Source organism: Stutzerimonas stutzeri, from assembly GCF_019090095.1.
GTDB classification, from domain to species: Bacteria; Pseudomonadota; Gammaproteobacteria; order Pseudomonadales; family Pseudomonadaceae; genus Stutzerimonas; species Stutzerimonas stutzeri_AN.
The window spans coordinates 263,389-287,577 of record NZ_JAGQFP010000003.1; the positions used below are offsets into that span (position 1 = coordinate 263,389).

At 65.1% G+C, this 24,189-nt stretch carries 25 protein-coding genes; 14 read left to right on the top strand and 11 right to left on the bottom strand.

Annotation, left to right across the window (positions count from 1 at the left end; all coding sequences use genetic code 11):
- Positions 1-76: 76 nt before the first annotated feature.
- From KVO92_RS21050 to csgH, 5 genes are all read left to right on the top strand, one after another.
- Complete coding sequence (locus tag KVO92_RS21050; RefSeq protein ID WP_254621625.1) at positions 77-661, top strand: helix-turn-helix transcriptional regulator; 585 nt, start codon at positions 77-79, stop codon at positions 659-661.
- A complete protein-coding gene (locus tag KVO92_RS21055; protein ID WP_217477529.1) occupies positions 649-1,056 on the top strand; it encodes a curli production assembly/transport protein CsgE in 408 nt (135 codons plus the stop codon). The genes KVO92_RS21050 and KVO92_RS21055 overlap by 13 nt, the downstream gene beginning before the upstream one ends.
- A 117-nt stretch (positions 1,057-1,173) precedes the next feature.
- Positions 1,174-1,659: a curli production assembly protein CsgB gene (locus KVO92_RS21060; protein ID WP_217477530.1), complete on the top strand. Its 486-nt coding sequence runs from the start codon at positions 1,174-1,176 to the stop codon at positions 1,657-1,659.
- A gap of 26 nt (positions 1,660-1,685) precedes the next feature.
- On the top strand, positions 1,686-2,612 hold the full coding sequence (locus KVO92_RS21065; RefSeq protein WP_217477531.1) for a hypothetical protein: 927 nt from the start codon (positions 1,686-1,688) through the stop codon (positions 2,610-2,612).
- Between the two features lie 40 nt (positions 2,613-2,652).
- On the top strand, positions 2,653-3,093 hold the full coding sequence (gene csgH / locus KVO92_RS21070) for a curli-like amyloid fiber formation chaperone CsgH (protein WP_254621601.1): 441 nt from the start codon (positions 2,653-2,655) through the stop codon (positions 3,091-3,093).
- Here the strand turns inward: csgH and KVO92_RS21075 are convergent.
- On the bottom strand, positions 3,079-4,230 hold the full coding sequence (locus KVO92_RS21075) for an acyltransferase family protein (RefSeq protein ID WP_217477532.1): 1,152 nt from the start codon (positions 4,228-4,230) through the stop codon (positions 3,079-3,081). The two genes, csgH and KVO92_RS21075, sit on opposite strands and share 15 nt — an antisense overlap.
- Positions 4,231-4,559: 329 nt before the next feature.
- Here KVO92_RS21075 and KVO92_RS21080 point away from each other — a divergent pair, with 329 nt between their 5' ends.
- The 6 genes from KVO92_RS21080 to KVO92_RS21105 all read left to right on the top strand — a co-directional run bounded on the left by KVO92_RS21080 (position 4,560) and on the right by KVO92_RS21105 (position 9,644).
- Complete coding sequence (locus tag KVO92_RS21080; protein WP_217477533.1) at positions 4,560-5,570, top strand: SDR family oxidoreductase; 1,011 nt, start codon at positions 4,560-4,562, stop codon at positions 5,568-5,570.
- Positions 5,571-5,704: 134 nt separating this feature from the next.
- Positions 5,705-6,310 (top strand): outer membrane beta-barrel protein, encoded by a 606-nt coding sequence (locus KVO92_RS21085; RefSeq protein WP_217477534.1) that lies wholly within the window; start codon positions 5,705-5,707, stop codon positions 6,308-6,310.
- Positions 6,311-6,392: 82 nt separating this feature from the next.
- The gene (locus tag KVO92_RS21090; RefSeq protein WP_217477535.1) at positions 6,393-7,070 is read left to right on the top strand and encodes a response regulator; all 678 of its coding nucleotides are present in this window, start codon (positions 6,393-6,395) and stop codon (positions 7,068-7,070) included.
- Entirely contained in the window at positions 7,067-8,464 is a 1,398-nt protein-coding gene (locus KVO92_RS21095) for an ATP-binding protein (protein ID WP_217477536.1), read from the top strand. Before KVO92_RS21090 ends, KVO92_RS21095 begins: the two co-directional genes overlap by 4 nt.
- Positions 8,465-8,553: 89 nt before the next feature.
- On the top strand, positions 8,554-8,997 hold the full coding sequence (locus tag KVO92_RS21100) for a ketosteroid isomerase-related protein (protein WP_217477537.1): 444 nt from the start codon (positions 8,554-8,556) through the stop codon (positions 8,995-8,997).
- Positions 8,998-9,248: 251 nt separating this feature from the next.
- Positions 9,249-9,644 (top strand): hypothetical protein, encoded by a 396-nt coding sequence (locus KVO92_RS21105; RefSeq protein WP_217477538.1) that lies wholly within the window; start codon positions 9,249-9,251, stop codon positions 9,642-9,644.
- 133 nt (positions 9,645-9,777) lie between these two features.
- Here KVO92_RS21105 and KVO92_RS21110 read toward each other — a convergent pair whose 3' ends face one another.
- Genes KVO92_RS21110 through KVO92_RS21145 form a run of 8 tightly spaced genes read right to left on the bottom strand, consistent with a single transcriptional unit; the run spans position 9,778 to position 16,548 of the window.
- Positions 9,778-11,430, bottom strand: a complete 1,653-nt coding sequence (locus tag KVO92_RS21110; protein WP_217477539.1) for a proton-conducting transporter membrane subunit — start codon at positions 11,428-11,430, stop codon at positions 9,778-9,780.
- A complete protein-coding gene (locus KVO92_RS21115) occupies positions 11,427-12,923 on the bottom strand; it encodes a complex I subunit 5 family protein (RefSeq protein ID WP_217477540.1) in 1,497 nt (498 codons plus the stop codon). The genes KVO92_RS21110 and KVO92_RS21115 overlap by 4 nt, the downstream gene beginning before the upstream one ends.
- Positions 12,920-14,344 (bottom strand): complex I subunit 5 family protein, encoded by a 1,425-nt coding sequence (locus tag KVO92_RS21120; RefSeq protein ID WP_217477541.1) that lies wholly within the window; start codon positions 14,342-14,344, stop codon positions 12,920-12,922. Before KVO92_RS21120 ends, KVO92_RS21115 begins: the two co-directional genes overlap by 4 nt.
- Entirely contained in the window at positions 14,341-14,619 is a 279-nt protein-coding gene (locus tag KVO92_RS21125; protein WP_217477542.1) for an NADH-quinone oxidoreductase subunit K, read from the bottom strand. Before KVO92_RS21125 ends, KVO92_RS21120 begins: the two co-directional genes overlap by 4 nt.
- The gene (locus KVO92_RS21130) at positions 14,616-15,527 is read right to left on the bottom strand and encodes a hydrogenase subunit MbhD domain-containing protein (protein WP_217477543.1); all 912 of its coding nucleotides are present in this window, start codon (positions 15,525-15,527) and stop codon (positions 14,616-14,618) included. The genes KVO92_RS21125 and KVO92_RS21130 overlap by 4 nt, the downstream gene beginning before the upstream one ends.
- On the bottom strand, positions 15,520-15,813 hold the full coding sequence (locus KVO92_RS21135; RefSeq protein WP_217477544.1) for a cation:proton antiporter: 294 nt from the start codon (positions 15,811-15,813) through the stop codon (positions 15,520-15,522). Before KVO92_RS21135 ends, KVO92_RS21130 begins: the two co-directional genes overlap by 8 nt.
- On the bottom strand, positions 15,806-16,057 hold the full coding sequence (locus KVO92_RS21140; RefSeq protein ID WP_217477545.1) for a monovalent cation/H+ antiporter complex subunit F: 252 nt from the start codon (positions 16,055-16,057) through the stop codon (positions 15,806-15,808). Before KVO92_RS21140 ends, KVO92_RS21135 begins: the two co-directional genes overlap by 8 nt.
- Positions 16,057-16,548, bottom strand: a complete 492-nt coding sequence (locus tag KVO92_RS21145) for a Na+/H+ antiporter subunit E (RefSeq protein ID WP_217477546.1) — start codon at positions 16,546-16,548, stop codon at positions 16,057-16,059. Before KVO92_RS21145 ends, KVO92_RS21140 begins: the two co-directional genes overlap by 1 nt.
- 413 nt (positions 16,549-16,961) lie before the next feature.
- Between KVO92_RS21145 and KVO92_RS21150 the strand changes: the two genes are divergently transcribed.
- The 3 genes from KVO92_RS21150 to KVO92_RS21160 all read left to right on the top strand — a co-directional run bounded on the left by KVO92_RS21150 (position 16,962) and on the right by KVO92_RS21160 (position 21,192).
- Complete coding sequence (locus KVO92_RS21150; RefSeq protein WP_217477547.1) at positions 16,962-17,537, top strand: antibiotic biosynthesis monooxygenase; 576 nt, start codon at positions 16,962-16,964, stop codon at positions 17,535-17,537.
- A gap of 207 nt (positions 17,538-17,744) precedes the next feature.
- Complete coding sequence (locus tag KVO92_RS21155; RefSeq protein ID WP_217477548.1) at positions 17,745-18,833, top strand: polyamine ABC transporter substrate-binding protein; 1,089 nt, start codon at positions 17,745-17,747, stop codon at positions 18,831-18,833.
- The gene (locus KVO92_RS21160) at positions 18,820-21,192 is read left to right on the top strand and encodes a putative bifunctional diguanylate cyclase/phosphodiesterase (RefSeq protein ID WP_217477549.1); all 2,373 of its coding nucleotides are present in this window, start codon (positions 18,820-18,822) and stop codon (positions 21,190-21,192) included. The genes KVO92_RS21155 and KVO92_RS21160 overlap by 14 nt, the downstream gene beginning before the upstream one ends.
- A 41-nt stretch (positions 21,193-21,233) precedes the next feature.
- On the opposite strand, the gene KVO92_RS21165 is transcribed toward KVO92_RS21160, so the two are convergent.
- Positions 21,234-22,634: a sigma-54-dependent transcriptional regulator gene (locus KVO92_RS21165; RefSeq protein WP_217477550.1), complete on the bottom strand. Its 1,401-nt coding sequence runs from the start codon at positions 22,632-22,634 to the stop codon at positions 21,234-21,236.
- Positions 22,621-24,108, bottom strand: coding sequence for a sensor histidine kinase (locus tag KVO92_RS21170; RefSeq protein ID WP_217477551.1), 1,488 nt, complete (start codon positions 24,106-24,108; stop codon positions 22,621-22,623). Before KVO92_RS21170 ends, KVO92_RS21165 begins: the two co-directional genes overlap by 14 nt.
- Between the last annotated feature and the right edge of the window lie 81 nt (positions 24,109-24,189).

The following is a 24,189-nucleotide window of genomic DNA, read 5'->3' on the forward strand; positions in this document are numbered from 1 at the left end:
GGACGAAGCGGATTTCACCCACCAGGAACGTACCCGGCCTACCGTCACTCTGTTAACCGGCAATGAACTCCTGGGATTGTTCTTCAGACATTTCCTCGGCGAACAGGCCCAGCTCGACGTCGCCCTGTCACGGATCGGGGAGAGCGTCCGCGAGACCAGCGACCTGTTTCTCGTCGACGCAGGCAGCAGCCAGACCGAACAGCTTTCGCGGCTTCTTGACCAGCTCGAGGACGACACCCCCGTGGCGTTGGTGAACATCGCCCCCGAACAAGCCGAGCTGCTGGTGGACAAGCACCCCGGCATTCGTGGCGTGTTCTACAGCCACGCCACCCGAGAGCACCTGCTCGATGGCATCCAGGTCCTGCTCGACGGCGGTGACTGGCTGCCCAGGGTCCTGACCGAGCGTCTGCTCAGTCAATGGCGTCGCATGCGTCAGCTGGCCGGCAGCAAGCCGTCGCTGACCCTGCGCGAACGCGAGATTCTCAGCCTGGCCGGCAAAGGCCTGTCCAATGCCGAGATCGCCGAGCAGCTGTGCCTGAGCCCACACACCATCAAGAGCCATATCCACAACCTGCTGCGCAAGATCGGCGCCTCCAACCGTGCCGAGGCGGCGTTCCTGCTGCGTGGGCGGTTGGATTGGTCCGAGTCGTGCCACGCCTGACGCACCTGCTGCTCCTGGCCCTGCTCGCCGTGCCGCAGGCGCAAGCGGCGGCTGGGCAGGCACAGCGCGAGGCAGCGCTGAGCGGGTTGATCATCGACAACACCATCAGCCGCTTCGGCCACGACTTCCACCGCTACCTGAGCGCCCGTTTACAGGACGCGAGCGAGCTGGAGGCCGATCTGGTGGTCCGCGAACGGCCGTCGGCCCGCTGGGGCAGCCTGGTCTGGGTGGAATATGGGCAGCGCACGGTTTATCGCCGTTTCCTGCAGCCCAACGCGGCGGAGATCGAGCCGATCGCGGCACAGGCCGCGCAACTGATACTCGAGGAAGTCAGCCGCAGCAAGCTCGAAAGCCTGCTGCAGGACACCTTCGACATGGACCGTGATGAACTCTGACCGGGGCCAAGGGATTAATCCGCTCCACCTATCGTGGCGCGACGCTTTGAACCGTTCGATGGATGTTCAGCGGCTTGCTGCCAGTCAAGAATCCGAGCACTACTCCGAGGTGCCTGCATGGATCGTCTAGCCCTGTTTCGCCGTGGCGTGCTCGCCGCGCTTCTGCTCATCGGCCACGCCGCGTCGCAGGCTGCAGACCTGCTCGACAATGGCGACCTGGCCGAGGGCCCGCTCAGTCTCGAAAACCCCGCCATGCTGGCGCTGCCGCTGGACGGACAGAGCGCGCAGGTGCTGCAGCAGGGCAACGACAACCTGGCCGAGCTGACCCAGGTCGGCGACCGTCAGTTGGCCGGCATCGTCCAGCAGGGTAGCGATCAGCAAGCCTTCATCCTGCAGCAAGGCGACAACCAGCTGGCCAGCATCCTTCAGGTCGGCCAGGGCAATATCGCCGGCATCAGCCAGATCGGCAGCGACAACCAGGCCGCCATCGCCCAGATCGGCGCCAATAACAACGCCAGCATCGAGCAGCTTGGCAGTGGCCTGAGCAGTAGCGTCATCCAATACGGAAGCGGTCAGCACATTCAGATCGTGCAACATCAATAGCCAGTCGACCGAAAAGGGACTTTGCCATGCGCAGCCGCCTGCCATTCTTCACCCTCGCCGTGCTGCTGAGCACCGCCCCGCACCTGTATGCCGACAACAGCGTCCGGATCGCACAGAACGGTAACGACAATTCGGCCATCGCGGATCAGACCGGCACGCTCAACGAAACCGTAATCCGGCAGAACGGCGTCGGCAATGACGCTTCGGTTTCCCAGTTCGCCGAGTCGAACCAGGCCAGCGTCGTGCAGATCGGCAGCAGCAACGAGGTCTCCGTCTATCAGGGTCCCGAAAGCCACTTCGGCACCGCGAGCGTCTACCAGCAGGGCACCGGCAACCGCACCGAGGTCGAGCAGAGCTGGTACGCCAACGACCTGCAACTGAGCAGCGTGGGCGATGGCAACTTCATCTCCGCCACGCAACAGGGCCTCGCCCAGGCCGAGGCCTACCAGATCGGTAACGACAACTCGGTGACGCTCACCCAGGACGGCATCTACCACGGTACTCGGCTGGCCGTTTACCAGGTCGGCGACGATAACCTGGCCAACATCGACCAGGGCGATGCCGGCCAGTTGCAACTGGCCCAGAACGGCAACCGGAACAGTGCTCAGATCCTGCAGAACACGCTGTTCGGCGAGGTCGTTTTCCAGCAGCTCGGTGACGACAATCGTCTGAACGTGGAGCAGAGTGGGCGCGGCAACGGCTTCCGGGGCTCATCGACCGGCAACGGCAACGACGTCGAACTGGTGCAGTGGTACGACGGCAACCAGGCCAGCGTCGTACAGACCGGCGATGGCAACCTCGCCGATATCCGCCAACTGGCCGAATACAACGAGGCTCGCGTCAGCCAGGTCGGCACAGCGAACGAGGCGGCAATCACCCAGAGCGCCGCGGGCATGCATGCCGTGATCCAGCAGACCGGCAGCGGCAACCAGGCCATGATCACTCAGCAGTAAGCCGCTGCGCCTGATCGCACCCGCGCATGACTGTTCGCCCATGCTCACCCTTACCCTGGCAACCTTGATGCTGACCACCACTGCCGCACCCGTCCAGGCGCGGCTGGAACTGAGCCCTGACGATGACCAGCTGCGTTTGCGGCTGTGCTTCAGCAGTTCGCAGCCCCACCCGCTGACCTACCACCTCGAGGTGCGTACCAATGGACGCGCCGGCACCAGCCGCAGCCGCCAGTCGGGCGAACTGATCAGTGGTCCCATGGAGCAATGCCCGCTGAACAACCGTCTCGGCTTGGCTGACGACAGCCGAATCGAAGCGACGCTGACCTGGACCGTCGACGGCCAAGAGCAGCCACCGCTGCACCAGGCCTATCCTGCAACGCAACCGGCCAGCCCGGTACCTCCCGAGCCAGCCCTGCCGCCATTGGAAGAGCCGCGTGCGCCCGGCGAGCTGTTCGTCAACGCCGATTCACACCTGCGATAGCCGCAGCGGCTCGCTGCGCGCGAGACGGCGCCCGACCTCGATACCCTTCAGCTCGACGTAGTGATAGGTGAAGGTCGATATGGCCAGCACCATCGCCAGCTCCAACAAGGTGAGCAGATCGTCGATCAGCACGCTGCCCGAACTGATGTAGCGCATGATCTGGTCGGTCCCAGGTTTATCGAGGATGACGGTGTAACTCGTCCCGGTGAGCTTGGACAGCACCACCGCCGCGCTGGTAAAGGCGAAGATCACAGCCGCGTGAGTCAGATAAATGGAGAAGGACAGCTCCCCCAGGCGCGCGAAGCCGCGCCGCTGCAGCAATTGCGAGACCACGCCGCGCTCGTAGGCGAACACCAGCACCACCACGCAGAACAGCAGGCTGGCGATGATGCCCTGATGCGGCGTCTCGTGGGTGAGCGTGCGGTACACCAGCAGCAGGCACACCAGCTCGAGCACGTTGAAAAACGCCCGGTCGGTCATGCGGCTGACGGCCGGCTCCAAGCGCCGATAGACCTGATGGGTCAACGCGCCGGCAAAGAAGCACGACGCGCCGCGCCAGATGAACGGCTTGATCACGTCGAGCTCGACGTACAGTGCCGAAAAGGACACCAGCGTGGCCAACGCCAGTACTTGTCCGCAATAACGCGGCACCCACAGCAGCACCAACCCCAGCAGCATGTACAGGTAGTACTCGATGCTGATGCTCCAGGCGGGTGTGTTGAATGACAGGCTGTTGAAGCTGCTGATCCAACTTTGCAACAGCAGCGCATTGGGCAGGATTTCGCTCGGGGCGGTCTTGCCGCTGAACGCCGCATCGTTGAACGAGAAACCATGATGCTCGGCCCAGAGCTTGCCGAACTCCAGGCCGATGAACACCAGCAACATCAGCAGGTGCAGCGGGTACAGGCGGAACGTCCGGCTGATGACGAAGCGTTTGAGCACGTGCGGACCGAATTCGCGGGTGCCGTAGGCATGGAACATGACGAAACCGCTGAGTACGAAGAAGAACTCGACGAACAGATCAGCGTGCCGAAAAAGACTGAGCTCGGAGAAACTCAGCAAGATCTGGGTATGAAACAACACCACCGCAACCGCACACACACCGCGAAAACTATCCAGTACGACAAAGCGTTTCATTCCTTTCACCTTGCTCGAAGCCGAGGCATACCGCTGCACGAGGGACGTGCAGGCTTCCTGTCAATGGGGTAAGCGGGAGGAATTTCCCGTGCAAGATTGAGAGCAATTGGCCATCAAAAGAGTTCCGACAAATCTGAAACATTTCTACATATTTCCTCGAGCCACTCCTGACCAGACAAGCCTCGAGCAAGCGATTCGCCTCCAGCACAGCAGCGTCGACCTCCAGGTTGGGCTCACCTCACCTCCGCCATCCATCGCCTGCCCGGAACCGCAAGCGGGGCCATGGCTTCTACCGAGCCAGCCCCATTGCCGACCTCCGAGGAGACCCGATGCGCATTTCCCTGAAACCCTTGCATGAACAAGTCATCGTCATCACTGGCGCCTCCAGCGGAATCGGCCTGGCGACCGCCCGCCTTGCCATCGAGCAAGGCGCACGCGTGGTGTTGGTGGCACGCAACGAAGAAGCCCTGATCGACATCGAGCGCGAACTCAATGCCGGTAGTCGCGTGCTCCACGTCATGGCCGACGTCGGCGAACGCGCGCAGCTGGAACGCGTGGCCAGCGAGACGATTGCCCGCTTCGGCGGCTTCGACACCTGGATCAACAACGCCGGCAGCTCGGTCTGGGGCCGCTTCGACGAGGTCAGCGACGAGGACCACTACCAGGTCATGCAGACCAACTTCTGGGGCACCCACTACGGCTCGTCCATCGCGGTGAAGCACCTGCGAGACAAAGGCGGGGCTCTGATCAACATCGGCAGTGTCGAGTCAGCCAATGCCCTGCCCTTCCATAGCAGCTACAGCACCAGCAAGCATGCGATCAAGGCCATGACCGACGTGCTGCGCGTCGAGCTGCAGAAATCGCGCACACCGGTATCGGTGACCCTGGTGCGCCCCTCCTCGACCGATACCCAGTTCATGGACCATTCCAAGAACTACCTGCCCAGCGCGCCGGTGTTTCCGCCACCGGTCTATGCACCCGAGGTCGTCGCCCGCGCGATCCTCCATGCTGCCGAGCATCCGCAGCGCGACGTCTATATCGGCAATGCCAAGTTGCTCTCGCGGCTCGCGCAAAACGCACCGCGCCTGGCGGACTGGGTGAACCGCACCTTTGTCTACGACACCATCAAGAGCGGCCGCCCGGACCGGCACCCGCACGGCGCGCTTCATGCCAGCGACGTCGGCCGTGCAGGCGACGGCAGCGTCAGCGGCAATTACCCCGGCCTGGTGCTGACACGCAGCCTTTACACCCGCGCCACGCAGCACCCCGTCGCGACTACCGCCGCCGTGGCCGTGGGCGCCGCAGCGCTGGTCGCCCTGCTGGGACGTCGCGGGCACTAACGGATCACCAGCGCAGCCTGGTTGCGCCGGTTGCATCGTCGTTCAGCTCAGGTTCAGCCAGGGTTCAGGCGCGGTTCAGCGGCGCGCAGGCACGATGGAAACGTCACTTTTCCATGCCTGCAAAGGAGCGACACATGAACAAGCTGCACACCCTGGCCATCGCCACGACCCTCAGCGTCTTCGCCGTCAGCGCCCAAGCCGCGGACAACTTCGCCGGCCTCACCTGGGGCAAGAGCACCATCAACACTGACCGTTCCGGCAGCCTGAAGCAGAACATGCCGGGGGCCAACCGTTTCGATGACACCATCAAGAACAGCGGCACCTGGGGCATCCGTGCCGGTCAGATGACCGACGAGGCACGCTACTATGCGACCTACGAAAACGTCTCCGACAACTACGGCAGTTCACTCAAGCTGCGCCAGCAAAATCTGATCGGCAGCTACGACATGTTCCTGCCGGTGGGTGATACCACTCGCCTGTTCGGCGGCGCCAGTGCCGGTCTGACCAAGCTCGAGAACGAGTCCAGCGGTTATAGCCGCGACAGCGACATCGGTTATCTGGTCGGTTTGCAGGCGGGCGTTCTGCAAGACCTCGGCAACAATGCGTCGATCGAAGCGGGCTACCGCTATCTGCGCAGCAACGCGGGTACCGAAGTGTCCGAGCGCGGCGTTGGCAAGGTCGGCTCGATCGACCTGCACAGCACCAAGCAGGCCTACCTGGGCGTGAACTACAAGTTCTGAGCCGGCGGCCCCAGGCCGCACGCTTGCATCGACAGGAACACGGCCGGGATTGTCCCGGCCGTTTGCATGACAGGAGCCGCACATGAAAGTACTGGTGGTGGAAGACGAGGCGCTGCTGCGCCACCACCTCCTGACCCGCCTGAGCGAAAGCGGGCACGTGGTCGACGCGGTGGCGAATGCCGAAGAGGCGCTGTACCAGACCCGTGAGTTCAATCATGACCTGGCGGTGGTCGACCTCGGCCTGCCGGGCATCTCCGGCCTGGACCTGATTCGCCAGCTGCGCAGCAATGGCGAGCGCTTCCCCATTCTCATCCTCACCGCACGCGGCAACTGGCAGGACAAGGTCGAAGGGCTGGCCGCCGGCGCCGACGACTATGTGGTCAAACCCTTCCAGTTCGAGGAGCTGGAGGCGCGGCTCAACGCGTTGCTGCGACGCTCGTCCGGCTTTACCCAGGCGAGTATCGAGGCCGGCCCGCTCAAGCTCGACCTCAACCGCAAGCAGGCGCTGGTCGATGACGAGCCGCTGCCGCTGACCGCCTTCGAGTACCGCATCCTCGAATACCTGATGCGCCATCAGCAGCAGGTGGTGGCCAAGGAACGCCTGATGGAGCAGCTTTACCCGGACGACAACGAACGCGACGCCAACATCATTGAAGTGCTGGTCGGCCGGCTGCGGCGCAAGCTGGAGGCCCACGGCGGGCTGAAACCCATCGATACCGTTCGCGGCCTGGGTTACCTGTTCACCGAGCGCTGTCGATGAGCCGGCGCGGGCATAGCGGATGGATTCGGGCAAAAGCGTCTCGCAACGAGAACTCGTCGTTGCGCCTGCGGCTGATGCTCGGCGCGGCCTGCCTCGCCATTGTGTTCATGCTCGCCCTGCTGCCCGTGCTGCAGGCCGCCTTCAGCCTCGCATTCGAGCGGGTCATCGAAGATCGCCTCGCTGCCGACGCCAACACGCTGATTACCGCATCGCGTATCGAAGACGGGCGGCTGATCATGCCGGAGCGGCTACCGGATGAAGAATTCGACCTGCCCGATGCCAAGCTGCTCGGCTACATCTTCGACCCGCAGGGTAAACGGCTCTGGCAGTCCCGCTCGGCCGAAGACGAAAGCATCGATTATCACCCGCGTCTGAACGGCCACATCACCGAGTTCCGGCGGGTCCGCGACGCTGAGGGCATCGAGTACTTCGTCTACGACGTCGAGCTGCGCCTGACCAATGACGAACAGCAGGCCTTCAGCTTCGTCACCATGCAACCCACCAGTGAATACCGCAGCCTCTTCGACGAATTCCGCCAGCAGCTCTATCCCTGGCTAGGCGGCGGCCTGCTGGTCTTGCTGGCGCTGCTGTGGCTGGGCCTGACCTGGGGCTTTCGCTCGCTCAAGCGGCTCAGCCACGAACTGGATCAGGCCGAGGCCGGACGGCGGGATCGCCTCAGCGACCAACACCCGCGCGAACTGCTGCGCCTGACCCGCTCGCTGAACCGGTTGCTTGACGGTGAGCGCCGCCAGCGCGAGCAGTACCGCAACTCCCTCGGCGATCTGGCGCACAGCCTGAAAACACCACTGACGGTGCTGCAGAGCGTTGGCGAGGTGATCAGCACCCAACCGCACAATCGCGAGCAGGCCCGTGTCATGCGGGACCAGATCGAGCGCATGAGCCAACAGATCGGCTATCAGTTGCAACGCGCCAGCCTGGGTCAGAGCGGTCTGGTGCGCCATCGAGTGGCACTGCAACCGTTGCTGGATCGCCTGTGCAGCACGCTGGACAAGGTCTACCAGGACAAGCGCGTGCAGGTCGCGCTTGACCTCCCGGCGGACGCCACCGTGCCGCTGGAGCAGGGCGCGCTGATGGAGCTGCTCGGCAACCTGTTGGAAAACGCCTATCGGCTCTGCCTGCATCAGGTACGCGTCAGCCTTCAGCAGGGCAACGGCTATCTGACCTTGAGCGTGGAAGACGACGGCCCAGGCGTGCCGGTCGACCAACGTGCGCGCATTCTGCGTCGCGGCGAACGGCTGGACGCCCAGCACCCGGGTCAGGGCATCGGCCTGGCCGTGGTTAAAGACATACTCGACAGCTACCGCGGCGAGCTCAGGCTGGAAGACTCCGCGCTTGGTGGCGCGGCGTTCCGACTGTGTCTGCCGCTCGACTGAACAAGACGAAGGGCTCTGACGATGGCTGTCAGATGCTCGCATCGGCTGCTAAAGTTCCTAATCCCTCGGCACACTACCGGATGCGACAGATGTCATTGGACGACAACAAGCGGCTGGTCCGTCAACACATCGAACTGACTTGGAACCGCGGCCACATGGCGCTGGCCGAGCAGCTGCACAGCAAGGACTTCCTCTACAAGAGCTCCTTCGTCGGCCACCCGTTGGCCAGCCCCGCGTTCGCCGCGATGGTCAGCGAGATCCGCAGCGCCATGCCCGATCTCGAGGTGGTCATCGAGGAGTGCATTGCCGAGGGCGACAAGGTGGTCACCTGGAGCACCCTGATTGGCACCATCGAAAAACCGGCGTTCGGCTACCCGCCCAGCGACAAGGTGCTGAGCATCTCCGCGATGGCCTTCTGGACCCTGACGCCTGCGCAGCAGATTCGCGAAATCTGCACCATATTCGACATGGAAAGCTTCCGCGCTCAGCTCGGCTTGGCGACGCGTCCCTTTGCGGAAAAAGCGCTGCCCTGAGCGAAGCCAGGGCGCCGACGCCTGGACCTGCGGCGCTACCCAGCCACGTTGAACGGCCATCGGGATAAGGGAATCACTAAAAAATAACTATCGATTTAATTGAATAATATTATTGGCTGAATTAATCAATAATTCCGGCACCACATATATATCAGCTCCGTCGATTTTCACTATTGATACGCTCGCGTTTGTCCAACTTGTCTTCGTCCGTAGCATAAGTCCCGTACCCAACTACTACCGAGGACACTCTCATGAAAAAGCTCTTTGCAAGCGTCATCCTGGCCAGCGTCGCCTCTACTGCCTTCGCCGTGCCGCCCAGCCATCCGCAACCTATCGTGGGCGAAGCTCAGGGCGCTTCAACCGTTAACGCACCGGTTCTACTTGATCGCACCGTGTCGGAAAACGGTTTCGATCGTACGCCGCTGAGCGAGCAAATTGCGGAAGACGGCTTCGATCGCACGCCGATCAGCGAGCAAGTTGCAGAAGACGGATTCGACTACACACCTCAAGCCAACCAGGTCGCCGAGGACGGGTTTGACCTGACGCCCCAAGCAGATCAGATTGCAGACGACGGTTTCGACCGCACCCCGCTTGGGCAACTGGTGGCTGAGGACGGCAGCGACCGCACCGCATTAGGTTCGGTCTGAACCTGATGTTTCAACTCAAGGCGCCGTAGGCGCCTTTTTTATTGAGTTAATTTTTGCTGTTATTAGAAGTGCATTTAATTCGAGTGCCTGTAGTCGAGTCGTCTCGAAAAAAACCAGACACTGTAAGAAACAATCACCACAACCAGCCCAACCACAGTAAAGCCGCCAGAAACCAGGCGCTCGACGCCAGCACGCCGGCCTTCCAGAAACGGTTCCAGCGGCGCTCCCGTTGTCGCCAGCGCGAGGCATCCGGGTGGAGAGTCGGCACAGCCAACGGAGGGCGCAACACCAGCCGTCGGAGCCGTAACGAAAGCGTCAGCGCCGGGTTGGGTAGATGGGCCAGGCGTGTCGGGACCGTCCAATCGCGCTTGAGCGCCACGGCTGCCATACCCAGCGCGAGCAGCAGCGGCCATAGCGCAGCCCAGATGCCCCCCGGATAGAGGCCGTGCAGCATCGAATCGCGCAAGGCGGGCCACAGCCAGGGCAATAGCAACGAACAGCAGCTGAGCAGAGCCCAAGGCAACAGCTGAGCCAGCGGCAGCGGCCTCGCTGGGGCATCGCGGGCATCCTGACCCAGTCGCCACAGTGCGCGGATCAGCAGCAGCGAGGTCGTCAGGCTGCCGAGGCTCAGCCAGATCAGCCAGCCTTCGAACTCACCGGTGTGCCAGGCGTCTTTCAAGGCCGTCTTCACTGCCCCGCCGCTGGTCAGCGGCAGCCCCGCGATTGCCAGCGCCGGCAGCGCCAAGAGCAGCCAGCCGATACGCGGCAGACGACCGGCGTGAATCAACCCCGCTGCCAGAAACAGCGCGCCCTTGGCCAGGCCGTGATGAACGCCGTAGAGCATCAGCACGATGGTTAGCGCCTGCCACTGCTCCGGATGCCGCCAGACCAGCGCCAGCAGCATCACCAGGTAGCCCATCTGGCTGACCGATGAGTACGCCAGTACTGCCTTCGCCTTGTCCGCAACCAGCCCGAGCAGTGCCGGATAGACCGCACCGAAGATACCCACGCCGAGCAATACCTCCGCCCAGCTCGAGAGCAGCGGATCGCTCTGCGGCAGGCAGCGCCAGAGCCCCAGCAAGCCGGCCTTGAGCATCGCCCCGGACAGAACAGCGCTGGCCGGCGCGGGTGCGGCCGGGTGTGCCAGCGGCAACCAGACATGCAGGGGCCAGAAGCCGGCCTTCAAACCAAGACCGAGCAACAACAAGCTCAGCGTCAGGCCGTCCAGAGGCAGCGCCTGCCAGGCGGCGAAGCTGAAAGCGCCGTCCGCGGCATGGCTGCGCAGCATCAAGCCGGCCAACAGCGCCATCTCGCCGCAGATCGCCAGTTGCAGGTACAGCCGCCCGGCGCGGCGCGGGCCCGGTCCGCCCTGGTGAACGATCAACCCGTAGGCGGCGAGGCTCATGACACTGAATCCCAGATAGAAGCTCAGCGCGTCAGTGGCGATGATCAGCAGCAGGTTCCCGGCCAGTGCCAGCAGCCAGAAGGTCCAGAAGCGCAGCCGCTGCGGGTCGTCCTGCTGGCTGCTGCTGGCGAAGATACCCGCACAGCCCCAGAGCAACGCCGTGAACGCCAACCAGGCGCGGGAGAGGTCGTCCGCAGCGCCCCAGCGCACGCCGTCCCAAAGCATTGGCAAGGCCAATGTCGGCGCCGGAAAGAGAACCATCGCCAGGGCCGGGAGGCAGGCCAGCCACAGCCAGCCGATCGCGTGCTCGCGCCAGACAGCGAGGCCAACGGCGGCCAGGAGTGGCGCCAGCGGCACCAGTAGCCAGAGCCCCGCACTCATAGCGCGAACTCCCGGTTGACGATCAGTTGCGCCCAGCCCAACGGGCTCAAGGCCGTGCCCGCCAATACCCCGACCAGCACCGACAATGCAGCGGTGAACAGCGCGGGCAAGAGCAGCATCCAATGGGTTTCCCAGCGCTCCTCGCGCCAGCTGTCTGCATGCCAGTCGGCCGGCGCGGCGAACCAGCCACGCCAGAGCAGCGGCAGGAAGTACCCCGCGTTGAGCAGCGCCGAACCCATCAGGACCAGCAGCACCCAATCCTGCCCGACTTCCAGCGCGCCCATGCCCAGCGCCCATTTGCTGACGAAACCGGCGATCGGTGGAATCCCGATCATGCCCAGCGCCCCGATACTGAACGCCGCCATGGTCAGCGGCATACGCCGGCCGACGCCGTCCATTTCGCGGATGCGATGGATGCCCAGGGTTTCGGCGAAGTTGCCTGCGCAATAGAACAGCGTCACCTTCATCAGCCCCTGATGGACCAGATGCACCAGCCCGCCAACTGCCGCGATCGGCCCGAGCAGCGCAACGCCCAGGGTCACGTACGACACCTGGCTGATGGTGGAATAGGCCAGGCGCTTCTTCAGCTCCTGCTGCTGCAGGGCGCGCAACGAACCGTAAAGGATGGTCGCCGCGGCCAGCCAGAGCAGCGGGCCGGCCATGTCCAGCTGTTCCATCGCCTCGGCGCCGTAGACGTCGTAAACGACTCGGATGATGCCGAACGCACCGGCCTTGACCACCGCGACGGCGTGCAGCAGCGCACTGACCGGCGCCGGGGCCACCATCGCCTTGGGCAGCCAGCCATGCAGCGGGATCAGCGCCGCCTTGACCCCAAGCCCGGCGATCAGCAGCACGAAGGCCACCCGCAAGGCCAGGCCGTGCTCGTCTACCGCCTGCAGCAGGTAACCGCCCGGCTGGAAATCCTGGCCGCCGGCCAGCTCATGCAGCAGGGCCACGCCCATCAGCACCAGCGCGCCACCGCCTATGGTGTAGGTCAGGTAAACGCGCCCGGCCCGCAGCGATTCCGGCGTGCCGCGATGCACCACCAGCGGAAAGGTCGCCAAGGTCAGCATTTCGTAGAACAGCAGGAAACTGACCAGATTACCGGCCAGCGCGAGCCCTACCGTGGCACTGACGCAGAGGCTGAAATAGCCGAAGAAACGCGATTGCGCCGGCGAGTGTTCCAGATAGCCGATGGCGTAGATGGTCGTGGCCATCCACAGCACCGACGACAGCGTGACGAACAGCAGCGACAGCGCATCGCCTTGCAGAACCAGCGGCGCGCCGGGCAGAAATGGCAAGCTGAAACGAAACTCCAGGCCGCGGCTGACGCCGTAGATCATCGCCGCGACCAGCAGCAATTTGATCACCACGCCTACGAGGTTGAGCGTGACCCGCAGACGCTGCTGGTCCTCTCGCAGGGTGAAAATCAGCAACCCGGGGATCAGCGAACTGAGCACGATCGCCAGCGGTAACCAGTGGGTCCAGTTCATCGGGCCACCCCACCAAGCCAGAGCAGCAAGGGTTCGCTGATCAGCGCCAGGCTCAGCACCAACAGTGCCGGCAGCATCGCCAGCCATTGCGCCACCGCATCGGGCTTGAGGCTGGGCGGATTGGGCCGCGCACGGTCGAAGCCCAGCGCCACCACGCGGAACACATAGGCAGCGGACATCAAGGTGCCGAGCAACACGCCGAATGCCCAGGGCCAGTGTTGCGGATGCTCGAACAAGGGTTGCAGCATCAACCACTTGGCCAGGAACCCGCCGCTGGGCGGCAGGCCGATCAGGCTACCGCCCGCGACGGCGAACGTCGCCATCGCCACCGGCATGTTCTGGCTGGCGCCCTTCAATGCGCGCACCCGACGGGTACCCAGCACACGTTGCAGCTCGCCGGCCGCCAGAAACATCGACACCTTGGCCAGGCCATGGGCGAGGATGAACAGCCACAGCGCGGCCTCCAGGCGCGGCTCCTGCCAATGCAACAGCAGGCCGAGCGCCAGCAGCGCATAGCCCAGCTGCGCGACCGTCGAATAGGCCACCAGCACTTTCAGACGCGGCGCACGCAACGCCGACCAGCCACCGGACAGCAGCGCGAGGATGCCGGCACCGGCGAACAGAACCCCGGCCTGGCGCCCCAACTCCGGCGGTGCGATCTCGCTCCAGATCAGCCAGAGGATGTAGATCGGCCCCTTGACCACCAGCGCGGAAAGCAAGGCGCTGACCGCCGTCGGTGCGCCAGCATGGGCGGGCGGCAGCCAGAGGTGCAGCGGCCAGAGCGCCGCCTTGAGCATCAGCCCCAGGCTCATCAATAGCAGTGCCAACCGGGTTGTGCGATCGGCCTCGGTGAGCTCCGCCAGCACCTGGACATCGAGCACAGCGTAACGGCCATAGAACAACGCGACGCCGAACAGGTAGGCGAGCGAGCCGGCCAGCGACAGCATCAGGTAATTGAACGCCGGGCGATACGCCTTGCGCCCGGCCAGAGCCACCAGTGCCACGGCGCTGAGGCTCAGCAGTTCGAGCGTCACATACAGGTTGAACAGGTCCGCCGACAGCCAGAGCGCCGCCAGCGAGGCATGCAGCAGACAGGACAAAGGCCAGTAATCTTCACTGCCTGTGGCGTGCGGGCTACGCGCGGCGTACAACGCCACCAGCAGGTGCAACCCGGCGGTGAACACCAACAGCAGCGCCGTCAGTGGCGTCAGCTGGAAACGGATCGCCAGCGGCGTTTCCCAACCACCGATCTGCAGCAATTGCGGCCCGAGGTGCATCGCCTGTTGCAAGGCAAACGCCGCCGCGACCAGGCTCGCGATGCTCATCAGGATCACGCAGAGGCCACTGCGACCTGGCCGCAACAAGACCAGCAGCAGGCCCCCAACCAGCGGCAACGACAGGCTCAGCAACGCCGCACTCATCGGCGCGGCTCCTCTCGATGCGCCACCCCGGCCAGCCGCAGCGCCAGAGCGGTGGCGCTGACCGCGACCACCAGCCCGGTCACCACCAGTGCCACCAGCAGCGGATCGGTTGGCTGGCGGCGCGCCGCCAGCGCGATCATCACCAGAAACACGCCGCTGCCCATCAGGTTGAAGGCGATGATCCGCCGCAGCGCCTGACGCAAGGTCAGCAGTCCGTGCAGCCCAAGCAGCCAGAGGGCCGCACCGATGATCATCCAGAACAGACTGCTACTCATGGGGCGACCTCCTCGCCTTCGCCCACCACCAGCAGACTCAGGCTGGCGCCAATCGCCAGCGTCGCGACCGCTTCGATCAGCACGATCAGGGGCTTGGCCGCGCCATCCGGGTAGGTGAGCCAGCCCTCGCCCAGCCAGGCGGTTGCCAGCGCGACGCTGATGAACACCAGCAAGCCGCCCAGCACCAGCAGGCGCAGCGGCGCGAACGACCAGCGCACCCGAGGCAGGTGCCCGGACAGTCGCAGCAGCACGACCCCCGAGGCGAGCAAAGCGCCAGCCTGAAAGGCGCCACCCGGCGCACTGGCGCCCCGCCAGAGAATGTAGCCAGCGGCCAGCACCAGCAACGGCGCCAGCACCCGTGCCCAAGCCCGCAACAGCGGCCAGGGTTCGGCCAGGTCCAGCGGTCGCGGGCCGAGTTGCCGGGCGCCAAGCAGCGCCAATAACAGGACGGCCAGCTCCAACAGCGTGTCCCAGGCGCGGTAGTTCAGCAGCACGGCGGTCACCGGATGGCTGACGCCGCTTTCATCCAGGTGCCGAGCGATCAGCGCAGGCAAACGCGGCTCCAATCCACTCAGCGGCGCGAGCCCTTGCACCAGCAGGATGAGCAGTGGCAGCACCACAGCTGCCGCGCCGAGGCGCAGTCGCGTACGGGAGACATCCGGCAGATCGGCCGAGCCGGGCTGGCCCGCCAGTGCCGTGAACAGCAGAACGCCGGTAAGTCCCGCGCCGATCGCCGCTTCGGCCAGCGCCAGGTCCGCAGCGCCGAGCCGCGCCCAGATCAGCGCCAGCGCCAGGCCGAAGGCAATGAACAGCAGCACGCTGGCGTAGAGGTTGCGTCCGTGCAGCGCACCGAAGGCAAGCCCGAGCAGCAGCGCGCCGAGCACCCCGTCGAACAGCCACTCAGTCATCGCGTGGTTCCTCGTCGGCCTGCCGCGCCAGCAATTGGCACGCCGTGGCGCTGGAGGCCAGCAGCAACAGCCAGATCAGCAGCATCTGCCCGACTTCCCAAAGGCTGTCGGCACGCAGCGACAGACCGGCGATGACCAGCCCGAGTCCCAGGGTGTCGGCCTTGGTCAGGGCGTGCAGGCGGCTGACCGTATCGGGAAAGCGCAGCAGGCCGACGCTACCGGCGACAAAGAACAACAGGCCGCCGATCAGCAACAGCCAGCTGAGGCCGTCCAGCAGCTCAGCCATGCCCGCCCCTGCGCAGCAATTGCACCAGCGCGGCGCTCGCCACCGCTGCGAGCAGCCCCAGCAGCAGCGCTACATCACGCAACGCCGGCTGCTGTTGCCATTGGGCCAGCACCAGCAGCAGGGCGGTGCCGGTGGTGCCGAACAGCTGGATGGCCAACAGCCGGTCGACCCGTGCCGGGCCAAGCACCACGCGCCCGAGGCCAACGAGGATGGTCAGCAGCAACAGAGCAGAGTACAGCGCCATCAACGCCAGGCCCCGGGGGCGAGCAATCGCTCCAGTCGCCGTTCAAGGGCCTGCACGGTGGCTTCCCAGGGCTGGCGCTGATCGAGCACGTGCACGCGCATGCGGTCACCGTCGACCCGCGACGCCAGGGTCCCCGGCAACAGGCCGACCAGCGCCGAGAGCACCAGCCGCACCTGGGATGAAGGAGACGTGAGGCTGTAATCAAGCCAGGCTGGCTGCAGCGATCGCCTGGGATGCAGTGCGCGCAACGCCACATCCCAGGCGCCCGCAGCCATCTTGCCGAGAAAGAACCCGAGGAAGCCCGGCAGCGCAGGCAGTGAGGGATGCCAGGGTCGCAGGCCCAACCAGAGCGACAACGCGGCAGCAAGCAGCACGCTCGGCACGCCAAGGCTCCAACCATCACCTTCGGTAAACAGCGCCCACATCAATGCGTACAGGGCCACCCAGCCCAGCCCGTCCAGCCAGCGGTGCTGCCCCCTGAGTCCGCTCATTGCTGCCCCTCCTTGTCGTGCCACGTTCTGTATTGAACGGACGGGCGGTGCAGCGTTCCGCCAAACAGGTGCTCAGGCTTGTTTCAATGCATTGCCGGTAGCGCGTTTCGCTGAGCCCACACGCTCAAGCGAGGCTGCGTGCCCGCTTCCATCGAGCGATCAGCGCATCGCGCAGGCGTTGCTGCCTTGCAACAGCGGCACTCGCCCCATCCCGGGCAGGGACGCCCCTTCCAAGTGCAGAAATTCCCCGTATAGTGCGCCGTCGCCTTCGGGTGCGCCGACTTCACCAGGTCTGGCGCTTGCCGAAGCTCAGGGCATGATCCTTGCCTGACCTATACCGCAGCCCATCACCCCGGCGCTGCGTTTGCCGAATGCCCTATCCGGGTGGCCGGCCTGATGCTGGAGATACACGAATGTCTACCAAACCCGTCACCCTGATGGTGGCCCGCCGCGTGCGCGATGGCCGTTATCACGATCTTCTGGCCTGGCTGCACGAAGGTGAACTGCTGGCCGCGGACTTTCCTGGCTACCTCGGCTCCGGCGTGCTGGCCCCGCCGCCTGGCGACGACGAGTTCCAGATCGTCTTCCGTTTCGTCGACGAACACACCCTGGACGCCTGGGAGCATTCCGCTTCGCGTCGGGCCTGGCTGCAGCGGGGTAGCGAGCTGTTCGGCCAGCCCCACGAGCACCGGGCCCGCGGCATCGATGCCTGGTTCGGCGGCACCGACAGCCCACCGCCGCCGCGCTGGAAGCAAAGCGTGGCGATCTGGCTGGCGTTCTTTCCGGTCTCGCTGCTGTTCAACACGCTGTTCGGAGGTCTGCTCGGCGAACTCAACCTGGTGACGCGCATTCTGCTCAGCACCCTGGCCCTGACGCCACTGATGACCTATCTCTTCATCCCGCTGTCCACGCGCCTGCTGGCGCCCTGGCTGCACGCCCCGCGACGCCCACCCATCCGCGAATCCAAGCAGCCGCTCTCCGCCCGCTGATCGGATGAAAGCAAAAAGCCATCAAAAAGCATTGCTGCCATTCGTCTGACGTCATTAAAGTGCCACCATCGCGAGCCGACAACTTGCCCAACTCTCAACCAGCCATGCCCAGCATTGCTGAGCGGAAGCGGGTGGGCATTCGGCTTCGCCATGCAGCCGGACTCAGCGCGTCGATCCGGGCAAGGAAACCAGCGGATGGAGCAATCGATGAACAGCACGACACCGGCTTTGCCTCAGCTGCGGCGCCTCTGCGCAGCCACATTGATTGCCGCCAGCCTGCTGATTCCCGCGCCGGCGGTACGCGCTGCGCAGACACTCACTCTGCTGAACTGGGAGGAGTACCTGAGCGAGGCGGCGATCGAGCGCTGGCAGGCCGAGACCGGCGTGAGCATCCAGCAGATCTACTTCGACAGCGGTGACAAGCGCGACGAGATACTCGCCAGGCCGGATCACCAGATCGATCTGGTGTTGACCGAGCGCATCAGCTCCGGGCGCTTCGGGGAGCGCGCCCTGCTCGATACCATCGAGGATGAGAAGCTGCCGAACCTGCGCCACGTCTCACAGCGCTGGCGAGACAGCTGCGGCCCCTACAGCGTCCCCTACCTGTGGGGAACGCTGGGCATCGCGTACCGCGCCGACCGTCTTCAGCAGGCGCCGCTATCCTGGGCCGACCTGCTGATACCGAGCGCGCATCAGGCCCCGCACATCATCATGATGGAAGACCACGAGGACGTGCTGGCCGCGCCGCTGATCTATCAGCAGCATTCGATCAACACCTCCAGCAACGACGAACTCAAGGCGGCCTTCGCCCTGCTTCAGGCACAGTCGAGCGCCGTACTGACCTATGAATACGCGATCACGTCACTGCGCAGCCAGCGCCATCTGAATCAGGCGGACATGGCCCTGGCCTACAGCGGTGATCAGCTGGTGCTCAACGACGTCGAAGGCATCGAGGGTAAGCCCTGGCGCTACGTAGTGCCCGATGAAGGCACCCTGCTCTGGGTCGACTGCCTGGCCATCCCGGCCAGTACACCGAAAAAAGCCCTGGCCTATCGCTTCCTGAACTTCATCAGCGACCCCGAGATCGCCGCGCTGAACGCCGCGCAGCTGAGCGTCGCGACCCCCAACGCCGCAGCACAGGCGCTGCTGCCCGAATCGATCCGGCAAGACCCGAGCATCTACCCACCTGAAGCGGTACTGGAACGCAGCCAGGTCTACGAGTCGCGCCCACTGGACGCGACGCAGACACGACGGCGCATCATCAGCGCACTGATAAACGCCCATGACGCTCGGTAAACGCGCACTGCTGGTGATCTTCCCGGTCATTCTGATCATCCAGCTGCTCGCCGCGACCACTGCCTACCTGACCCAGCGGGCCTCCTTGCTGGGCCTCGAGCAGGCGCGCCTGACGCAGCAGCTGTCCGCGTTGAAGTCCGCCTATATGGACTACGAGGCGTTCAGCCGCAGCGTGCTGTACTCGATCATCGACAGCCAGGCGCTACGGCTGTTTCTCCGTGAGTCCAACACCGCCTACCGCAACGAGACGCTCGGCCTGCGCATCCAGCAAAGCATCCGCTCGCTGTCGACCAGCCGGCTGTCGTTCGTTTCCTTCGCCATCGTGCAGCCCGACGGCACCGTGGCCTATTACTTCGAGAGCAGCCTGTCGCCATTCGCCATCATCAATGCCCGACAGCAGCAGGTGATTGTCGATGCCAGACGGGCGACGGATCCCGGCGAGATGACCTATCTGGCCGACGCCGACGGCGGTTCGCTGCTGCTCAACACCGACTTCCTGCTTTCAGCCTCCAACAGCCGCCCGCTGCCCAGCCAACGTGAAGAGGCCTTTGCGCTGCAGTTGGCCGTACGCCCGGAGCGCCTGCTCAGCCTCAAGCGACAGTTGGAACAGGAATACGGCGCGGCGGTGGAAATCGCCGCGAACCTGCCAGCGGCACCTGCCGGCCTGTCGGCCGAGGTCGAGCTGTCGCACTCGCTGCGTGCGCGGCTGACCCCTGCGCCGGACTACATCGCCGACCGGCTGCAAACCCTCAGCCTGGCGTTCATCGTCGGCGGCTCGCTGATCGGCCTGATCACCATCGGCCTGTTGCTGCTGCTGATCCGCCGCTACGTCACCGACCCGATCAGCCAACTGGACAGCCAGCTCACCGACCTGCTGCTGTGCCGGCGCGACGCCCTCGACGAACCCAGCGATGGCGGCGAAATCGGCCGGCTGACGCTGAACATGAAAACGCTCCACGAGCGCAACACCGCGGCCCTGCAACGCATCCAGGAGATCTCCTGGACCGACAGCCTGACGCTGGTCAGCAACCGCGCCCATTTCAGCGTGCAGGCCAGCGCCATGTATGACCAGTGCCTGCAAAGCGGCCGGCACCTGGCCCTGCTGTTCCTCGACCTGGACAACTTCAAGCAGGTCAACGACCAGCACGGCCATGATGCGGGCGATGCCCTGCTGCAGATCTTCGCCAAGCGCGTACAGGGCGTGCTCCAACGCCATCATCAGGCCCACCCGGACACCGAGACGGTATTTGCTCGCCTGTCCGGCGACGAATTCGCGGTCCTGTTGATGGCCGACCCTGGCCGCGACACCTTGCCGGCCCTGACCGACGCCATACTCGGCCTCTGCCGGGGCGGCTTCGCGCTGGATGATCGTCTTTATCCGGTCAGCGTCAGCATCGGTACCGCCTGTTATCCGGCCGATGCCGACTCCATCACTCAATTGCTGACCCGTGCCGACACGGCGATGTACCAGGCCAAAGCCGAGGGCAGGAATCTCGCGGTGGCGTTCTCGGCGACGCTGGAACAACGCAACCAGCGCATCCGCCTGGTTGAAGATCAGTTGCGCCAACTCGACGGCGACGAGCAGTTCCGTCTGGTCTACATGCCGGCGGTGGACCGTGAGGGCCGAGTCGTCAGTTGCGAGGTGCTGCTGCGCTGGCATTCGCCGCTGCTGGGCACGGTCTCGCCAGGCGAATTCATCCCCATCGCCGAGCGGGCGGGGCTGTTTCCGAAGATCGACAGCTGGGTGATCGACCATGCCCTGGCCGGCTACCCGGAGCTGGTCAGGCTGTTCGGCGAGCAGGTGATCCTGGCGATCAACGTGTCGTCGGCCCAGCTGACCGACGACCGGCTCTGCAACTACCTGATCGAGCGCGCCGCGCATTACGGCATCTGCTCCAGCCGCATCGAAATCGAGTTGACCGAAACCTACGCCGCCGAGCTGAGCAATCACACCATGGAAGTGGTGCGGGCCATTCGCATGGCGGGCTTCCGCGTAGCCATCGACGATTTCGGCGTCGGTTACACCTCGATCCAGCAGCTGCTCGAATACCCGGCCGATACCATCAAGCTGGACATGGCCATCGTCGAGCGCCTGACCCGGTCCGACATGCAGGAAAGCCTCGGGGCGATCGTCGCGTTCTGCCAGGCGCAGGGCAAACGGGTCAATGCCGAAGGGGTGGACACGTTGGAGAAGCAGTCCGCATTGCTGCGCGCCGGCTGCGACCTGTTCCAGGGCTACCTGATCTCGCCGCCGCGCTCGGTGCCGGCGCTGGCCGAATGGGTGGCCGTCCGCGATCGCTCGCAAACCGAGCTGTACCTCGACGCGCAGCCTGCGCCAGTGACGCTCGCCCTGCCCTGAGCCACGCCCGCCAGGCGCGGCAGCGCGCCTCGAGGGTCGGCTCAGTCCTCTTCCCGCTCCTGCTCCCCCAGCCGCCGGTACAGCGTGCGCCGACCGATGCCCAGCAGGGCCGCCGCGCGGCGCTTGTTGCCCTCGACCCGTTCGAGTACGTGGTGGATGTAGCGCATCTCCAGCTCGTCGAGCGTCGGCAGCAGCGGCCCGTCGATCATCCGCCCGAGCAACGCCGGGGCGTCCGCTTCGGGTGCGGTTTCCTGATAGTTGGCGATGCGCGTCGGCAGGTGTTCGAGTTCGATGTTGCGGCCATGACAGAAGGTGACGGCACGCTCCATGGCGTTCTGCAGCTCGCGCACGTTGCCCGGAAAGGGATAGCGCCTGAGTTGCTCCAGCGCCGTGCGCGACAGCCCGCGCACCGGGCGACCGTCACGCGCGGCGAAATGCGCGACGAAACCGGCGGCGAGCAGCTCGCGGTCTTCCTCGCGATCACGCAGCGGCGGCACCTGCAGAATGAAGGTTTCCAGGCGGAAGAACAGGTCCTCGCGAAACGACTCGCGCCCGGCCGCGGTTTCCAACGGTCGGTTGCTGGCGGCGATGATGCGCACATCGACGTTCAATTCGCGCTCGCCCCCCACCGGGCGAATGGTGCCCTCTTGCAGGACGCGCAGCAGCTTGGCCTGCAACGGCATCGGCATTTCGCCGATCTCGTCGAGAAACAGGGTGCCGCCATCGGCCTGCTGGAACAGGCCCTTGTGGGCACGATTGGCTCCGGTGAAAGCGCCCGCGGCATGCCCGAAGAACTCGCTCTCCAGCAGTTCGGCCGGCAGCCCGGCACAGTTGATCGCCAGAAACGGCCGCTGCGCCCGGTCGCTCTCGGCGTGCACGGCACGCGCGACCAGCTCCTTGCCCGTACCGCTTTCGCCAATCACCAGCACCGGCCCGGCGGCGCGTGCCAGCTGGCGGATCTGATCGAACAGGCCGCGCATCACCCGGCTGCGGCCGAGCATGCCGTGAAAGCGATCATCGCTGAGCAATTGCTGGAAGCGCCGCACCTCGTCTCGCAAGTGGCGGGTCTCCAGGGCGCGCGAGACGGCCAGGCCGAGATGTTCGAGATCCAGCGGTTTGGTGAGGAATTCATCGGCGCCCTCCTTGAGCGCCGCGACCGCCTGCTGAATGCTGCCAAACGCGGTGATTACCAGAAACGCCGGCGCCGCCTGCATGGCCTTGACCCGCCGCAGCAGCGCCATGCCGTCAGCCCCCGGCAGGCGCAGGTCGCTGAGCACCAGATCCGGCTCCCAGCTTTCCAGCAGCGGTACGGCTTCCTCGGCGCGGGCCACCGAGCACACCTGCAGCGCGCGATCCTCCAGCTCTTCGACCAGCAACTGCCGCAGGCTGTCGTCGTCCTCTACCACCAAGACCCGTTGCGGGCTGCTGTCATCCGTCTGCATCGCCATGCTCCTCATCGGCCAACACCAGGGAAATACGAAACGCCGCGCCACCCAGCGGGCTGTCCACCAGTTCGATGCGCCCACCGCTTTCGGACACCACGCCATGCGCGACCGCCAGGCCCAGACCGCTGCCCTTGCCCACCGGTTTGGTGGTGAAGAAGGGCTCGAACAGCGCCGCACGGTCCTGCTCGGCAACCCCCGGACCGTCGTCTTCGACCTGCAACAGCAGACAGTGGTCGTCCTGCCACCAGCGCAGGCGCACCTGGCCGCCGGGGCTGGCCTGGGCGGCGTTGCGCAACAGATTGGTCAGGGCCTGCTCGAAACGCGGCGGGTCGACCTCGCAATACAGCGTGTCCGGTGGCGCCTGCAGATCCAGCCGCACCTCGAGGCTGGCCAGCTCGTCGGCGACGGCCGCGGCGGCGGAATGGGCGAGCACGTCGGCCGGCATGCGCCGCACCGGTCGCCCGGCTGCGCGACCGAACTCCAGCAGCTGTCGGACGATTTCACTCAGGCGTTGCACCTGGCTGCGGATCTGCAGCAGCCCCTTGCGCGGCGCGTCGTCCAGCGTTTCGCTGCGCAGCACACGCTGGGCCTTGCCATCGATCACGCTGAGCGGGCTGCCCAGCTCGTGGGCGACGCCAGCGGCCAGACGCCCCACCGCGGCCAGTTGCTGCGAGCGGCGCAAGCGCGCTTCCAGCTCGGCTTCCCGGGCCTTCTGTTCGGCCATCTGCTGCCCGGCTTCAGCGATGCTGTCGAGCATGCGGTTGAGCGCCTGGCCAAGCGCCGCGATTTCCGCCGGTCCGCTGCGTGGCGCGCGGTGTTGCCGTTCGCCGCCCGTCACCCGCGCCATGCTCTGGGTGAGCTGCTGCAGATGCCGGCCGATGGCCGACCAGTGCCCAAACAGCACGATACCGACCGCCAGCAGCGACAGCAGTCCGGACGAGATGCCGGCGGTGACCCGCAGGCGTCGGGTATCACGCTCGAAGTCGCTCCAGCGGCGCGTCACCTGCAGCAGGCCGTTGATGCGCCCGCCGCTCTGCTCCAGCGGTAGAAAATACGAGTACACCTCCTGACCCCGAATGCGCTGATAGCCACCGCGGCGCTTGCCGTCCGCAGCGAGCTCCTGGATCGAGGACTGGTCCTGGTCAGGCTGCATGGCGCCGGCATAGGCCACCAGCTCGCCCTCGTCGTCGTACAGGTAGGCGCCATAGACGCGCCCGACACCCAGCACGGACTCGAGCACCTGTTGCATGGTGCGATCGTGCTTGCGCTCCAGGCTGTCGCTCAGGGGCAGACGCACCGCCCGCGCGACCAGCTCGACCTCCTCCTGCAAACGCCGCTCGCTGCTGCGCTCGACCGTCCACAGCATCAGATAACTGAAGCCGAACATGATCGCGACGAGCGGGACGACGACCTTCAATACCAGCGCGCCGCGCAGGGTCGAGATACCTTGCCAAACTGCTACATGTGCCATATTGGCACTCTACAGAGCCTGCTCTGATCGGTCGACGCGGCTGTGACGAACGGCGCGAACTCATGTAAATCAAAGACTTGG

Bases quoted from the DNA above. Each gene is read 5' to 3' on its own strand.
- KVO92_RS21090 (WP_217477535.1), top strand. From the start codon at position 6,393: ATGAAAGTACTGGTGGTGGAAGACGAGGCGCTGCTGCGCCACCACCTC.
- KVO92_RS21160 (WP_217477549.1), top strand. From the start codon at position 18,820: ATGACGCTCGGTAAACGCGCACTGCTGGTGATCTTCCCGGTCATTCTG.
- KVO92_RS21110 (WP_217477539.1), bottom strand. From the start codon at position 11,430: ATGAGTGCGGGGCTCTGGCTACTGGTGCCGCTGGCGCCACTCCTGGCC.
- KVO92_RS21080 (WP_217477533.1), top strand. From the start codon at position 4,560: ATGCGCATTTCCCTGAAACCCTTGCATGAACAAGTCATCGTCATCACT.
- KVO92_RS21115 (WP_217477540.1), bottom strand. From the start codon at position 12,923: ATGAACTGGACCCACTGGTTACCGCTGGCGATCGTGCTCAGTTCGCTG.
- KVO92_RS21120 (WP_217477541.1), bottom strand. From the start codon at position 14,344: ATGAGTGCGGCGTTGCTGAGCCTGTCGTTGCCGCTGGTTGGGGGCCTG.
- KVO92_RS21170 (WP_217477551.1), bottom strand. From the start codon at position 24,108: ATGGCACATGTAGCAGTTTGGCAAGGTATCTCGACCCTGCGCGGCGCG.
- KVO92_RS21125 (WP_217477542.1), bottom strand. From the start codon at position 14,619: ATGAGTAGCAGTCTGTTCTGGATGATCATCGGTGCGGCCCTCTGGCTG.
- csgH (WP_254621601.1), top strand. From the start codon at position 2,653: ATGCTCACCCTTACCCTGGCAACCTTGATGCTGACCACCACTGCCGCA.
- KVO92_RS21060 (WP_217477530.1), top strand. From the start codon at position 1,174: ATGGATCGTCTAGCCCTGTTTCGCCGTGGCGTGCTCGCCGCGCTTCTG.
- KVO92_RS21165 (WP_217477550.1), bottom strand. From the start codon at position 22,634: ATGCAGACGGATGACAGCAGCCCGCAACGGGTCTTGGTGGTAGAGGAC.
- KVO92_RS21140 (WP_217477545.1), bottom strand. From the start codon at position 16,057: ATGGCGCTGTACTCTGCTCTGTTGCTGCTGACCATCCTCGTTGGCCTC.
- KVO92_RS21075 (WP_217477532.1), bottom strand. From the start codon at position 4,230: ATGAAACGCTTTGTCGTACTGGATAGTTTTCGCGGTGTGTGTGCGGTT.
- KVO92_RS21065 (WP_217477531.1), top strand. From the start codon at position 1,686: ATGCGCAGCCGCCTGCCATTCTTCACCCTCGCCGTGCTGCTGAGCACC.
- KVO92_RS21105 (WP_217477538.1), top strand. From the start codon at position 9,249: ATGAAAAAGCTCTTTGCAAGCGTCATCCTGGCCAGCGTCGCCTCTACT.
- KVO92_RS21145 (WP_217477546.1), bottom strand. From the start codon at position 16,548: ATGAGCGGACTCAGGGGGCAGCACCGCTGGCTGGACGGGCTGGGCTGG.
- KVO92_RS21135 (WP_217477544.1), bottom strand. From the start codon at position 15,813: ATGGCTGAGCTGCTGGACGGCCTCAGCTGGCTGTTGCTGATCGGCGGC.
- KVO92_RS21085 (WP_217477534.1), top strand. From the start codon at position 5,705: ATGAACAAGCTGCACACCCTGGCCATCGCCACGACCCTCAGCGTCTTC.
- KVO92_RS21100 (WP_217477537.1), top strand. From the start codon at position 8,554: ATGTCATTGGACGACAACAAGCGGCTGGTCCGTCAACACATCGAACTG.
- KVO92_RS21130 (WP_217477543.1), bottom strand. From the start codon at position 15,527: ATGACTGAGTGGCTGTTCGACGGGGTGCTCGGCGCGCTGCTGCTCGGG.
- KVO92_RS21150 (WP_217477547.1), top strand. From the start codon at position 16,962: ATGTCTACCAAACCCGTCACCCTGATGGTGGCCCGCCGCGTGCGCGAT.
- KVO92_RS21155 (WP_217477548.1), top strand. From the start codon at position 17,745: ATGAACAGCACGACACCGGCTTTGCCTCAGCTGCGGCGCCTCTGCGCA.
- KVO92_RS21095 (WP_217477536.1), top strand. From the start codon at position 7,067: ATGAGCCGGCGCGGGCATAGCGGATGGATTCGGGCAAAAGCGTCTCGC.